At 71.5% G+C, this 12854-nt stretch carries 13 protein-coding genes and 1 riboswitch; of the genes, 6 read left to right on the top strand and 7 right to left on the bottom strand.

Features of this window, described 5'->3' with window-relative positions; all coding sequences use genetic code 11:
• Window positions 1-19: 19 nt before the first annotated feature.
• Window positions 20-80, bottom strand: a riboswitch (cobalamin riboswitch).
• A 160-nt stretch (window positions 81-240) separates the two neighbouring features.
• The 4 genes from AB0I71_RS00355 to mqnE form a co-directional block, all read right to left on the bottom strand.
• Entirely contained in the window at window positions 241-2121 is a 1881-nt protein-coding gene (locus AB0I71_RS00355) for a M14 family zinc carboxypeptidase (RefSeq protein ID WP_357581079.1), read from the bottom strand.
• A 175-nt stretch (window positions 2122-2296) separates the two neighbouring features.
• Entirely contained in the window at window positions 2297-2587 is a 291-nt protein-coding gene (locus AB0I71_RS00350; protein ID WP_357581078.1) for a DUF4229 domain-containing protein, read from the bottom strand.
• A 39-nt stretch (window positions 2588-2626) separates the two neighbouring features.
• On the bottom strand, window positions 2627-3049 hold the full coding sequence (locus tag AB0I71_RS00345) for a hypothetical protein (RefSeq protein WP_357581077.1): 423 nt from the start codon (window positions 3047-3049) through the stop codon (window positions 2627-2629).
• Window positions 3050-3072: 23 nt separating this feature from the next.
• Entirely contained in the window at window positions 3073-4242 is a 1170-nt protein-coding gene (mqnE, locus tag AB0I71_RS00340; RefSeq protein ID WP_357581076.1) for an aminofutalosine synthase MqnE, read from the bottom strand.
• Window positions 4243-4490: 248 nt separating this feature from the next.
• Between mqnE and AB0I71_RS00335 the strand changes: the two genes are divergently transcribed.
• Entirely contained in the window at window positions 4491-6059 is a 1569-nt protein-coding gene (locus AB0I71_RS00335; RefSeq protein ID WP_357581075.1) for an NlpC/P60 family protein, read from the top strand.
• Between the two features lie 444 nt (window positions 6060-6503).
• A complete protein-coding gene (locus AB0I71_RS00330) occupies window positions 6504-6686 on the top strand; it encodes a hypothetical protein (RefSeq protein WP_357581074.1) in 183 nt (60 codons plus the stop codon).
• 310 nt (window positions 6687-6996) lie between these two features.
• Here the strand turns inward: AB0I71_RS00330 and AB0I71_RS00325 are convergent, their stop codons facing one another.
• On the bottom strand, window positions 6997-7788 hold the full coding sequence (locus AB0I71_RS00325; protein ID WP_357581073.1) for a hypothetical protein: 792 nt from the start codon (window positions 7786-7788) through the stop codon (window positions 6997-6999).
• A 190-nt stretch (window positions 7789-7978) separates the two neighbouring features.
• On the opposite strand from AB0I71_RS00325, the gene AB0I71_RS00320 reads away from it, so the two are divergent.
• The 3 genes from AB0I71_RS00320 (at window position 7979) to AB0I71_RS00310 (ending at window position 10638) form a co-directional block, all read left to right on the top strand.
• Window positions 7979-8191: a hypothetical protein gene (locus tag AB0I71_RS00320; RefSeq protein WP_357581072.1), complete on the top strand. Its 213-nt coding sequence runs from the start codon at window positions 7979-7981 to the stop codon at window positions 8189-8191.
• 198 nt (window positions 8192-8389) lie between these two features.
• Complete coding sequence (locus tag AB0I71_RS00315; protein ID WP_357581071.1) at window positions 8390-9931, top strand: DEAD/DEAH box helicase; 1542 nt, start codon at window positions 8390-8392, stop codon at window positions 9929-9931.
• A 77-nt stretch (window positions 9932-10008) separates the two neighbouring features.
• Window positions 10009-10638, top strand: a complete 630-nt coding sequence (locus AB0I71_RS00310; RefSeq protein WP_357581070.1) for a putative glycolipid-binding domain-containing protein — start codon at window positions 10009-10011, stop codon at window positions 10636-10638.
• A gap of 67 nt (window positions 10639-10705) precedes the next feature.
• Here the strand turns inward: AB0I71_RS00310 and AB0I71_RS00305 are convergent, their stop codons facing one another.
• Together AB0I71_RS00305 and AB0I71_RS00300 are read right to left on the bottom strand one after the other, a co-directional pair.
• On the bottom strand, window positions 10706-11797 hold the full coding sequence (locus tag AB0I71_RS00305) for a PLP-dependent cysteine synthase family protein (RefSeq protein WP_357581069.1): 1092 nt from the start codon (window positions 11795-11797) through the stop codon (window positions 10706-10708).
• 37 nt (window positions 11798-11834) lie between these two features.
• Window positions 11835-12293, bottom strand: a complete 459-nt coding sequence (locus tag AB0I71_RS00300; RefSeq protein WP_357581068.1) for an Lrp/AsnC family transcriptional regulator — start codon at window positions 12291-12293, stop codon at window positions 11835-11837.
• Between the two features lie 269 nt (window positions 12294-12562).
• Between AB0I71_RS00300 and AB0I71_RS00295 the strand changes: the two genes are divergently transcribed.
• Entirely contained in the window at window positions 12563-12832 is a 270-nt protein-coding gene (locus AB0I71_RS00295) for a BldC family transcriptional regulator (protein ID WP_357581067.1), read from the top strand.
• Window positions 12833-12854 lie beyond the last annotated feature (22 nt).

The raw sequence follows: 12854 nt of genomic DNA, 5'->3' as shown, positions 1-12854 counted from the left end.
GCGACCGCGCCCCAGGCGACCTGGCTCGTCCCCGATTTCGGGGCATCACAGTTGCGGGACAGCGCCGGTGTCTCACCGGCTTCGCTGGAACGGGTCGGTAAGACCGTAGCGCACGTTGCGGCGGCGCCCCGCCGAGCAGGCCGTCGCGCTGCCGGAGACCCGGCCGGGAGTTGGCCGGTCTGCCCGTTTGGTCCCGGGAACGGGGCCCCGCGAGGGGTGCGGCGGGGCCCCGTACCGACCTCAGGAGGAGGTGATGGTGACGTTGTCCACAGCCGCTTCGACGAGGCTGGCGGTCGAGGCGTCGGCGGCCTCCACCAGGATCCGGACGGACTGGCCGGCGTACGGGGTGAGGTTGAGGTTCGACACCGTCCAGGCACCGTTGCGGTTGCTGGCCGCACCGGCCTGGGTGAGCAGCGCCGTGGTGCCGCCGTTGTGCACCACGCTGACCCGGAGGTAGTCCGCCGAGGACGAGTTCGAACCGTGCGCCAGGTACCACGCCAACGACAGCGTCAACGTGCCACTGGACGGCAGCGTGACAGCCGGCGAGCGGGCGCTTGTCACCCCGCCGTCGACGTCGTAGTCGCCCGCACCACTACCGGCGAGCCGACCGGTCACCAGGTCGTTGCTGCCCGCGTACGGGGTGAGCTGCTTGGCTCCGCTGGAGTTGGTGGCCTGCGCGGCACCCCGTTCCCATTGACCCGAGGTCGCGGTGTCGGTGCCGTTGGGGTTGATCGTCCAGCCGGTCGCGGTCTCGAAGGTGTCCGACCAGACAGTGGTCCCGCCGCCACCGCTACCGCAGTACTGCGCCTGCTTGCCGATGGCCCGGTACGGGCAGTCGGCGTACTCGGAGAGGATCAGCACCGCCTCGCGGTTGCGCGAGGTCTGCTGCGGGATGACCTCGTCGGGCGGGTAGAAGCCGCCGCCGGAAGCCGAGCCCGGATACAGCTCGAAGGTGTACGCCCAGATGCCGTGGGTCGCCCACATCCAGTCGATGCTGCTGCCGTCGGTGATGTACAGGTCACTGGACTGCTGCGGGGTGAAACCGTTCGTCGCCGCCATCTGCTGGCCGATGGTGGCGAAGGTGTTGTACTGGTCGGCGCTCATTCCCGGGGCGGTGTTGTTGTACGTGTAGCCGTACGGCCAGAGCACCAGCTCGGAGTAGGTGTGGAAGTCGATGTTGGCCTTGATCTGCTGCACCCCGCCGACGACCCGGCTGTTGACGAAGTTGCGCAGCGCCTGCGTCTCGGGCGCGGAGAACGCCGACGGACCCCGGTAGGTGTCCGAGGAGGTGGAGCCCGACGAGCCGCCGCAGCACCCGAAGTTGTAGCTCCAGTTGCGGTTCAGGTCGGTGCCGACGTACGACGATCCGCTGTTGGGTTGGCGGTTCTTGCGCCACGACCGGTACGAGCCGGTGGCGATGTCGTACTCGCTGCCGTCCGGGTTGACCGACGGCACGACCCAGATCTCCCGGTTGTTGACCAGGCTGGTGATCCGCGAGTCGGAGCCGTAGTTGTCGGTGAAGAGGTTGAGCAGGTAGAGCGCCATCTCGACGGTCAGGTGCTCGCGGGCGTGCTGCTGGGCGTTGAACAGGATCTCCGGCTCGTTCTCGTCGGTGGCGACGTTGTCGGAGATCTTCACCGCGACCAGGTCGCGGCCCTCGTAGGAACTGCCGATGCTGACCTTCCGCGCGATCGTCGGGTGGTCGGCCACCACCTTGTTGACCGCCGCGATCATCTCCGGATAGTCGTGGTAGTTGGCGTCGGCCGACGGGAAGCCGAGAATCCCGACGTCGCCGTCCGCCTGTCCCCGGTCGGTCGGCAGCGCGGCGATCGCTTCCAGCCGGAACCCGAGCCGGGTGATGGCGGCGGCCTCGGCCCGGGTGGCCGAGACGTGCAGCACCCCGTGCTCGGAGTAGTCGATGGCGGCGCCCGTACGGGCGACCGCGTTGCGGTCGGCGAGAGTCTTCGGGCCGAGCACCCGGTAGGGCACGGCGGCCGGTTGTTCGTCCCGGTTGGGTGCCGGCTCGGCGGAGACCGGCGGTGCGGCGATGGTGAGCAGGCCGAGCCCGGCGGCGACGATGAGCGCCAGAGCACGGCGGACAGGGATGGAACGGAAGGCCATGGACAACCTCCTGCAGGCGCGGGGATCCCCCGCTCGGTAGCGGACAGCCCACCACCGGTCACATGGTCATATCAACATTGATCGTTGTTTGGTCCATCCCAGCCGGATCCTCATGCCGGCGACATGTTTCCGCAGACCGGCCCGCCACGAAGCCTGGTGCCAGCCTGCCGGGCGTTCAGCCCTTCTCGTCGGCGGGCCGGTCACCCGCCGGGCCGTCGGCCTGGTCGTCACCGGCCAGCGCGGACCGCAGGCGCTCCTTCTCCACACGGCGGCGCTCGGCGGCGGCGGCCATCTCCTCGGCCATCTCGTCGCGCCACCCCTTGAGCAGGAAGAACGAGACAGCCGCGGAGAACAGCAACGCCAGGATCAACTTGAGGAAGATGTCCATGTCGACAGGCCAGAGGGCCGCCACCACGACCACGAACAGACCGATCCGGCCGAGCGTGTACTTGACCGCCGCACTCACGTTCGTTCGCTCCGCTCGCTCACGTCACCACACTCCGTTTCAGCTGGTCCGGTTGGCCAGCCAGCGCACGCCGGGAAACCAGATCATCGCGTACACCACTGTGAACGTGGTCGCGGCCAGCACGCCGGACAGCAGCGGCGGCAGCGCCGTCGCCACGCCGGCCACCAGCAGCCCGGAAACCACAGCCATCGCGACGGCCACCAGCGCGGCCACCACCCGGGGTGCACCGAAACCCCAGGCCCGGAAGTCCTCCCAGAACAGCCAGGCGGGCAGGATCATCGCGAGCCAGCCGTTGGCCTGACCGAACTCACCGGCACCGAACCAGGCGAAGGCCACGTCGAAGAGCACGAGCACCAACAGCCCGATGACCACGCCGGCCAGGCCGACCCCCATCAGGTCCCCCAGGGTCCGGATCCGTCCTTCGGCATCCCGGCGGGGAAACGCGCTCTGCTGCTCGGTCATCGTCGTGCCAGGGTACGCGTCGGTCAGGCCCAGACCTGCTGCGGCTCGGCCCGACGCTCGGCCAGCGTGGGGGCGGCGTCGTACTCGCGGACCACCTCGTAGCGGGTGTTGCGCTCGACCGGGCGGAACCCGGCGTCCCAGATCAGGTGCAGCAGGTCGTCGCGGTGCATGGTGTTCGGCGTGCCGTACGAGTCGGCGTCATGAGTGATCTTGTATTCCACGACCGAGCCGTCCAGGTCGTCCACTCCGAAGTTGAGCGAGAGCTGGGCCACCGACAGGCCGTGCATCACCCAGAAGCACTTGACGTGCGGAACGTTGTCGAACAGCAGGCGGGAGACCGCGAAGGTCTTCAGCGACTCGGCCGGCGAGGCCATCGTGGTGCGGGCCTGGATCCGGTTACGGATCTTGCCGTCCGCCGAGTCCACGAAATCGTGCTGGTAGCGCAGCGGGATGAAGACCAGGAAGCCGCCGGTCTCGTCCTGCAACTCGCGCAGCCGCAGTACGTGGTCGACCCGGTGCCGGGGCTCCTCGATGTGGCCGTAGAGCATTGTCGACGGCGTCTTCATGCCCTTGCTGTGCGCCAGCCGGTGGATCCGTGACCAGTCCTCCCAGTGGCAGGCGTGGTCGACGATGTGTTGACGGACCTCCCAGTCGAAGATCTCCGCGCCGCCACCGGTCAGCGACTCCAGACCGGCGTCCATCAGCTCGTCGAGGATCTCGTCGGCGCCGAGCCCGCTGATCTTCTCGAACCACTGCACCTCGGTCGCGGTGAACGCCTTGAGCTTGACCTTCGGCAGCGCGGCCTTCAGCTCGCGCAGCACCTTGGGGTAGTAGCGCCAGGGCAGCGTGGGATGCAGGCCGTTGACGATGTGCAGCTCGGTGAGCTGCTCGTCCTCCATCTCCTTGGCCTTGCGGACCGCCTCGTCGATGCGCATCGTGTACGCGTCCTTCTCGCCCGGCTTGCGCTGGAAGGAGCAGTACGCGCAGCTCGCGCTGCACACGTTCGTGAGGTTCAGGTGCCGGTTGACGTTGAACATCACCCGGTCACCGTTCATCTCGGTGCGCCTGTGGTGGGCCAGCCGCCCCAACCAGGTCAGGTCGTCGCTGGAGTAGAGGGCGATCCCGTCCTCACGAGTCAGCCGCTCCCCCGCGTACACCTTCGCTTCGAGTTCGCGCTTGAGTCCGGCGTCCATCGAAAGCCCCGTCCCCTTCCACCTGCGGTCGCGACCGGAACGCGGTCGCCACCCGAGCCTACGTCGGTCGCGCCGGCAACTCACACCGTGGTCGTCGGCAGCAGACTCTCAGCCTCCCGTTATCCGGCCAGACATCGACATCAGTGCACCGGGTGAGGTAAGACAGGGTGGGGCACGACACACACTGGTAGCGTCCCGAACCGCCGCGCCGACCGAGCGTGGCAGAGCAACGCCGGACGGGGAGCGGAATGATCGACAGCGCGGACGGACGGCAGCGGCGACGGGGTCCGGCGGTCTCGCCGGTACTACGGCCGGCGCTCTGGTCCGCCCTGCTCGCCGCGGTCGCCAGCACGGTCCTCGCCGCACCGGCGTACGCCGAGCCGGGCATCCCCGTCACGGTGCCCGACACCGGCTCCCGTCCGGTCGTCACCGGCCCGCTCCAGCTGCCCGGCGCGCCCGCCGGCACGACCCCGGGCCTGGTGCCACCGGCGCTCGGCACCCCGGGTGCCAGCGCACTGGAAACCCAGATCAACGCCGCCGAGGCCCGCGTCGCCGAGCTGGGCACCCGACTGCTGGAGCTCGAACAGCAGCGCAACGAGGTGCAGACGCAGTTCCTCGCCGCCGAGCGTGACCTGGAGTTCGCCCGGGGCGCGGTCCAGCAGGCACAGCAGCGCGCGGACCAGGTGGCCGCCGAGGCGATCAAGGCTGCCGCCGCGCTGCCGCCCGGCGGCTTCGCCACCGATCTGCGTGACCTGGAGCTGCTCCGCCGGGCGAACCGGGGGGAGAAAGTCGACCACGCCACCGGTCCGGCGGCCGGTGAGCTGGCCCGCACCCGGGCCGACGAGCAGGTGGCGACCCAGGCGTACACGGCCGCACAGTCCCGGCTCCAGGGCGTCGAGCAGCAGTACACCGCCACCCAGCAGGCGCTGCGTGACGCCGAGGCGAAGCTGATCAAGCTGCGCGACGAGAACTCCGCGCAACTTGTCGAGCTGGCCCGCCAGCAGGAGGCCGCCGAGCAGCAGCTCGGCGCCGATTACGTCGACCAGTCGGCCGGCGGGATGGTCGCCCATCCCACCGCACTGGCCGCCGTCGCGTACGCCCGCAAGCAGCTCGGCGACCCGTACGTCTGGGGGGCCACCGGGCCGAACTCGTTCGACTGCTCCGGCCTGGTCTGGTCGGCGTACCGGTCGGCCGGCTACTACCAGCTGCCCCGGGTCTCCCGCGACCAGTACTACGCGACCAGGTCGCGCACCGTGCAGCGGGACGCCTTACTCCCCGGCGACCTGGTCTTCTTCGCCTCCGGGAGCAGCTGGCGGACCATCCACCACATGGGGATGTACATCGGCGGCGGCAAGATGATCCACGCGCCGACCACAGGTGACGTGGTGAAGATCTCCACGGTCCGCTGGTCCCGGCTCTACGCCGCGACCCGGGTGGTGGGGGCGGTTCCGGCACCGACGACCTCGCCCACCCCGTCGCAGCCGCCGACCCCGAAGCCGAAGCCGACCCCCAAGCCGACGCCGAAGCCGACGCCCTCCAAGACGCCGAAGCCGACCACGTCACCGACTCCCTCGCCCACCCCGTCGGGCAGCCAGTCGCCGACGCCGAGCCCGTCGGGGTCCACCACCCCGTCGGCGACCCCGTCGGATCCCACCACCCCGTCGGCGACCCCCTCGTCAACCGCCTCGCCGACGCTCGGCGCCAGCAGCTTCGCGCCGACCACCTCGGCCGGCACTGCCGATCCGACCTCGGCGGCCAGCAGCGCGGCGCCGGAGGACAGCGCCTCGGCCAGCCCGTCGGCCGCCGGCGGACGCTGACCAGCACCGGCGCTGACACCGGGCCCGGTTGCGCCCGCCTACCGTCGATCGCCGACAGTGACGGAGCCGGGCGGGGAGTCCGAACGGCACCGTCATGTCTCGCCGACATTTCAGGTCTGGGAGACATGACGTTCGGGGGAGAGATGCCCGCCGTGCAGGCGTGGAAGTCACGACACCGATCAGCATCGGCAGTTGTGGATGTCCGGCCTGCGCGCGGCCGATGACACCCGGGACGCGGGTACGCGCTCCGGGTGTGCCACACGGGTGGAATGTGGCACGGTGTCTCTCAGGCACTCCCGGTCCCGCGGTACGGGTCCGGTTGCGAGCGTGGCGCGGAGGCGACGATGACGGAGCACGAGGTTCCGGCGGGGCCGGTGGACCCGACCCCTGCGGCCACCGCCGAGCCGGAACCGCCCGCCGGCACCGCCTCCGACCAGGCAGCCGATGAGGTTGCCCCAGAGTCTGCCGTCACCTCGTCGCCCGCCGACCGTCGGCAAGCCGGCACCGCCGATCGCCGGCAAGCCGGCACCGCCGACCATCCGACAGCAGGCGCTGACCGGTCGACGGCAGGCACGGTTGACCGGTCGGCGGGACCGGCCCGAGGCCGGGCAGGTGTCGCCCGGGTGACGACGCCCGGTGGGGTGGTTCATGGCCAGCCACCGGCGACCGCCGGAGCGCCCGGATCCGCAGCGGGCACCACGTACCGCGCCACAGCCACCGCGGGGCCGGTGAGCACCGGCGGAGCTGTGGCCGCCCCCGCCGGGGCGACCGCGGTGACCGGCCCGGCCGGCGTTCCCGGCCAGCGGGAGGCTGGACAGTCGAACCGGGACCCGGGAACACCGAAACCGGTTCGGGCCAGTGTCCGGGTTCCTGGACTCAGCCAGGTGAGCGTGGACGAGGCGCAGTCCGCCGGGAGCGGTGGCAAGGCATCAGGTGTCTACCGGTCCGCTCCGGTCGAACCGGAGCCGGTCAAGCCGCCGGAGCCCGCCCGGCCACCGGAGCCGGCCGAACCGCCGCCGCCACCCGCTCCTGAGCCGAAGCCCGGACCCCGACCCCCGGTACCCGGACCGGTCCCACCTGGGCCGACCCCGCAGCCGTCGCCAACCCCGGAACCACCCTCGCCGACCCCGGTGCCGCCAGCCCCGGAACCGCCCGCGCCGACCCCGGTGCCGCCGACGCCCGGGCCGTACCCACCGGAACCGGTCCCCGCTCCGCCGCCCGGGCCGTACCCGCCGGAACCGGTCCCCGCTCCGCCACCCGGCCCCCGGCCCGCGCCACCGGTTCCGGGCCCACCGACGCCGCCTCCCGGCCCGCCCGTGCCGGCACCACCACCGCCGCCAGGTCCGATGCCGGCACCGCCGTTTCCGCCGCCGCCGGCGACCGCCGGCACCACCGGGGTCGCACCGTCCTCCGCCGCCACGCCGCTGACCGTTCCGCCCGCCGCCGCGCCCCGGACCGTCCCGCCCGCCGCGTCGGGCGGAGCCGACGCGGCTCCTGTCGTGCCGGCACCGGCGCTGCCTGTCTGGCCGCCACCGACAAACCCCGGCGGCCGCCGGGACGAGCCCGCACCCAGCTCAGCGGGGGTCGCGCCGCGGCCGTCGTCCCGCCCGGGGCTGCGTCCGGGCTCAGCCGCGTCGCTCGCGGCGGTCACCGCTGCGGGGAGTGGTCCGGGTACGACCCGACCTCCGACCAGCACGTCCGAACCCGCCGCCCGGGTCGGCACGTCCACGCCCGAATCGACGCCGGCTGTCCGGTCGCCGGGAGAGGCCGAGCGGACGCACCGTCCGGTTGAGGCAGGGCAGACGCGCCCTCCGGTCAGGGCAGGACAGACGGACCGTCCGGCCGAGGCAGGGCAGACGCACCGTCCTGGCGGTTCCGACCTGAGCGCGTACTACGCCGGGCTGGAAAGTTCGGCGACGGTGGCCTTCCCGACGGGAGAACAGGAGACCTCCGGCTCGTTGACCGGGCACATCCTGGCTCAGGGCTGGGCGGACACGGCGGCTGAGAGGTCGAGCAGCACGCTCCGCGTCGTGATCCTGATGGCTGTCGCGCTGGGGGTGCTGGTGGCGATCAGCGTACTGGTGGTGCTGTTCGCGAACGACGCGTTGGCGGGCAGTGGCCTGTCCGGGTGACCGACCGCTCCCGGATCGTTGGTGAGTCCGCCCACTACCCGACTCCGGCGCGGGTGGGTACGCGCCGACCGCCGTACACTGGTGGGTGATCACTGACCTGGCGCGTGACCACGCGCCCATGGGCGATCTTGCGGAAGATCCGGCGGCCACGGCCGCAGCGGGACATCGCGAAGATGCGCCCCGCTCGAAAGGCATTTCTTGACCACCTCCGCTGACCTCGGCATGCCCCCGTTCTCCCCCGACCTTCCCGCCGCGCCGCAGCCGGCTGGCACGACAACTCCCACCCCGGTCACCTTCGACTCGCTCGGGCTTCCCCGGCCGCTGGTCCGGGCGCTGGACCGGCAGGGCATCACCACCCCGTTCGAGATCCAACAGGCCACCGTGCCGGACGCACTCGCCGGACGCGACGTGCTCGGCCGTGGGCAGACCGGCTCCGGCAAGACCCTCGCGTTCGGGCTGCCGCTGCTGGCCCGGGTCGCCGCTGGCGAGCGGGCCCGGCCCCGGCACCCACGGGCGCTGGTCCTGGTGCCCACCCGGGAACTGGCCATGCAGGTGAACGACGCGCTGCTGCCGCTGGGCAAGGCCGTCGGCGTGTTCCTCAAGACCGCCGTCGGCGGAGTCCCGTACGACCGGCAGATCGATGCGCTGCGGCGCGGTGTCGAGGTGGTGGTGGCCACCCCGGGCCGGCTCGCCGACCTGATCGACAGGGGTGTCTGCCAGCTCGACGACGTCGAGATCACCGTGCTCGACGAGGCCGACCAGATGGCCGACATGGGTTTCCTGCCCGAGGTCACCGAGCTGCTGGCGAAGACGCCGGCGAACGCGCAGCGACTGCTCTTCTCGGCCACTCTGGACGGTGACGTCGACGCGCTGGTGCGGCGCTTCATGACCGACCCGGTCACCCACTCGACAGCGCCGGCGACCGCAGCCGTGTCCACGATGGACCACCACCTGCTGCTCATCCCGCCGCAGGAGAAGTTCCCGGTGACCGCGTCGATCGCCGCTCGGGCGGGCCGGACCATCGTGTTCGCCCGTACCCAGTTGGGCGTGGACCGGCTGGTCACGCAGCTCGCCGCCGTCGGCGTACGCGCCGGAGGGCTGCACGGGGGCAAGACCCAGCGGATGCGCACCCGCACGCTCGCCGAGTTCCGCGAGGGACGGACAAACGTCCTGGTCGCCACGGACGTCGCGGCGCGGGGCATCCACGTCGACGGGGTCTCGCTGGTGCTGCACGTCGACCCGCCGAAGGACCCGAAGGACTACCTGCACCGCGCCGGGCGTACCGCCCGGGCCGGTGAGTCCGGCGCGGTGGCCACCCTGGTGCTGCCGAAGCAGCGCCGCACCACCCTGGCGATGCTGGAGAAGGCAGGCGTGGAGCCGGCCCAGTCCCGGGTGCGCCTCGGTGACCCCGTGCTGGCTGAGCTGACCGGCGCGCGGGAGCCGAGCGGCGTACCGGTTCGTGAAGAGCCGGAAGAGCCCCGTCGCAGCAGCCGGCCGGGCGGCCCCCGCCGCTTCGGCGACCGGCCCACCGGCGAGCGCCGCTACGCCGACCACGGTCACCGGGGTGAGCGCCGTTTCACGGAGCAGGCACCCGGCGACCGCCGTTACCACGACCACCCGCGCGGCGAGCGCCGCTTCGGCAGTGATCGGGGCGGTCGGTCGGAGGGCTGGAGTTCGCACGACCGGCCACGCGACGATCGACGTGGCACGGGCGGCCGACCGCGGGCCCGCACTTACTGACCACAGGGCGCCGCTCGCGGTGCTGGTCTTCGGCGCATACGCTGCCCGGCTCTGCCGGGTGGCGTAACGTCCGGCTCATGTCGACCACGCCGAAGTCGCTGCTGTGGACCCGTACGGACACCGCAGGTGCCGAGCACGCCGTGGTCGACGACGGTCACGGTCTGACGGCGCAGGGCACCCAGCTGGCCGTCGACCCGGTTCCCTACACGTGTCGCTACCAGGTGACCACCGACACCGACTGGTCGAGTGTCCGCCTGGAGGTGGAGGTCGAGGGAGCCGGGTGGCGGCGCAGCGTACGGCTCGAACGGGCGACGCAGCGGTGGCGGGTGACCGCCGCCGAGCAGGGTGACCTCGACGCGGTCCTGACCGCCGGTGGGCACGCCCCGGCCGGGCTGCCCGGCCTGGAGGACCAGGATCGGCTGGCCGACGCCCTGGACGTGGATCTGGGCGGCTCGCCGCTGTTCAACACCCTGCCGCTGCGCCGGCTCGGCCTTACCACCGCACCGCCCGACACCGTGCACCGGATCAGCGTGGCCTGGGTGCTGCTGCCCAGCCTGACGGTGCTGCCCACCGAGCAGGTGTACACCGGGCTGGGCCCGAACCGCTTCCGGTACGCCAGCGGTGGCTTCAGCGTCGAGGTCGAGGTGGACGCCGACGGCTACGTGCTGCGTTACCCAGGGCTGGCCGAGCGCGCGCCGACACGCTGACCGACATCCGCTGACGAGCCGGCCGGTCGCTCAGCCCGGCCAGGGAGCTGTCGGTCAGGGCCGGCGGTCAGGTTGGCCAGGAGCCGTCGGTCAGGAAACGGTCGACGGTGGCCAGGTGCGGCGCCAGGTCGAGGCCCTGCCCGGCCACCCACTCGTCGGCGTAGTAGGTGTCGGCGTACCGGTCACCAGCGTCGCAGATCAGGGTGACCACCGAGCCCGTCCGGCCGGCGGCGAGCAGTTCCGCGATCAGGCCGAAGGCACCCCACAGGTTGGTGCCGGTCGACCCGCCCACCCGTCGACCCAGCACGGCCGAGGCGGCCCGCATGGCCGCCAGGGACGCCGCGTCGGGCACCTGCACCATCCGGTCCACCACCGAGGGCAGGAACGACGCCTCGACGGTCGGGCGGCCGATCCCCTCGATCCGGGAGCCGCGTCCGGTGCGTACCGACCAGTCGGCCGCCTGCCAGGCGGGGTAGAACGCGGAGTTCTCCGGATCGACCACGCAGAGTTTGGTGGGCAGCCGCCGGTAGCGGGCGTACCGACCAATGGTGGCGCTGGTGCCGCCGGTGCCCGCGCCGACCACGATCCAGGCCGGTATCGGATGCCGTTCCAGGGCGAGCTGTGCGTAGATCGACTCGGCGATGTTGTTGTTGCCGCGCCAGTCGGTGGCCCGCTCGGCGTAGGTGAACTGGTCCATGTAGTGCCCGCCGGAGTCCTCGGCGAGCCAGCGTGCCTCGATGACCACCTTCGCCGGGTCCTGGACGAGATGACACCGGCCGCCCTGGAACTCGATCTGCGCGATCTTCTCGGGCGAGGTGGAGGCGGGCATCACCGCGACGAAGGGCAACCCCAGCATCCGGGCGAAGTACGCCTCGGAGACCGCCGTGGAGCCGGACGACGCCTCGATGATCGTGGTGTCGGGCCCGATCCAGCCGTTGCAGAGCCCGTACAGGAACAACGAGCGGGCCAGCCGGTGCTTCAGCGACCCGGTCGGGTGGACCGACTCGTCCTTGAGATAGAGGTCGATCCCCCATTGCCGGGGCAGCGGGAACGGCAGCAGGTGGGTGTCGGCGGACCGGTTGGCGTCCGCCTCCACGGCCGCGATCGCCTCGGTCACCCACCGCCGGCTGGCCTCGTCGCACCGGTCGAGATGAGTCACGCCGGAAACCTAGCAAGCCGACAGGCGGCGCCGGGGCTCAGGCCGCTGGCGGAGCGACCGACTGCGGGCGGTTCTCCCACTTGGTCGACAGGGCGATGCCGGTACGGGTGGAGGCGACCCCGGGCGTCCGGTTCAGCCGTACGATCAGCTGCTCCAGCTCGGCGATGGTGCCCACCCGGGCCTTGAGCAGGAAGGACTCGACGCCGGCCATGAAGTAGCAGGATTCGATCTCGGGCATGACCCGGAACGCCTCCAGCACGTCGTCGGTGTCCGCTCCGGAGTCCTCCACGATGCCGATAAGGGCTGTCACACCCAACCCGATGGTTTCCGGCTCGACCTCGGCGCGGTACGCCCGAATGACGCCCCCGGACTCCAACTTGCCGACCCTTTCGTGCACTGCCGGAGCGGAAAGGCCGACCTGGCGGGCCAGCTCGGCGTACGACAGGCGGGCGTTGCCGCGGAGCAGGTCCACGAGGTTGAGGTCGATGGCGTCCACGGACTGTAGACCCTAGTCGGCGTGGCGTAACACCCGGACTCCGGTATCCGTTTGACCTGGCAGCGGGTGACAGTTCGCATACCCGGGGTTCGGAGGGCGCGACGCCGGTACCATTTACTAACTTCCCACTCAGTGCGTTTTTCGCGTTTGGCGGACAGGCCAGGTCGCTGGTGCTGTAATTGCCATACGTCCCTCATGACGGCTCTGGGCTCGCACCGGCCGGGGGCAGTGTGTTCAGCCGGGGGCTTCGTCGATGCGAGGAGGGGGCTGTGGACACTGGAGATCGCCTGCTGACACCGGGTGAAGTCGCCGCGCTGTTTCGGGTGGACCCGAAGACCGTGACGCGCTGGGCGGCGGCGGGCCGGATCGGCAGCATCCGGACTCCAGGAGGGCATCGCCGGTTTCGGGAATCCGAGGTGCGGGCCCTGCTTGAAGGGGAGGGCATGTTGGAAGAGGCGGACGAGATGGGTAGGCCGCGCAACGCGGGCCCGGCCGCTTCGACCGGCTCTGCCGGCCCGGCAAACGCCGGCATGTACTGAAGTGCGGGTCGGGACGCGGGCC

The sequence above is a fragment of the Micromonospora sp. NPDC049891 genome, assembly GCF_040660295.1.
Lineage (GTDB): Bacteria > Actinomycetota > Actinomycetes > Mycobacteriales > Micromonosporaceae > Micromonospora.
Note: the sequence above shows the minus strand (reverse complement) of the source record. Positions and strands in the feature narration are given on the sequence as shown.

Bases quoted from the DNA above. Each gene is read 5' to 3' on its own strand.
- AB0I71_RS00355 (WP_357581079.1), bottom strand. From the start codon at position 2,121: ATGGCCTTCCGTTCCATCCCTGTCCGCCGTGCTCTGGCGCTCATCGTC.
- AB0I71_RS00345 (WP_357581077.1), bottom strand. From the start codon at position 3,049: ATGACCGAGCAGCAGAGCGCGTTTCCCCGCCGGGATGCCGAAGGACGG.
- AB0I71_RS00310 (WP_357581070.1), top strand. From the start codon at position 10,009: ATGTCGACCACGCCGAAGTCGCTGCTGTGGACCCGTACGGACACCGCA.
- AB0I71_RS00330 (WP_357581074.1), top strand. From the start codon at position 6,504: ATGAGGTTGCCCCAGAGTCTGCCGTCACCTCGTCGCCCGCCGACCGTC.
- AB0I71_RS00335 (WP_357581075.1), top strand. From the start codon at position 4,491: ATGATCGACAGCGCGGACGGACGGCAGCGGCGACGGGGTCCGGCGGTC.
- mqnE (WP_357581076.1), bottom strand. From the start codon at position 4,242: ATGGACGCCGGACTCAAGCGCGAACTCGAAGCGAAGGTGTACGCGGGG.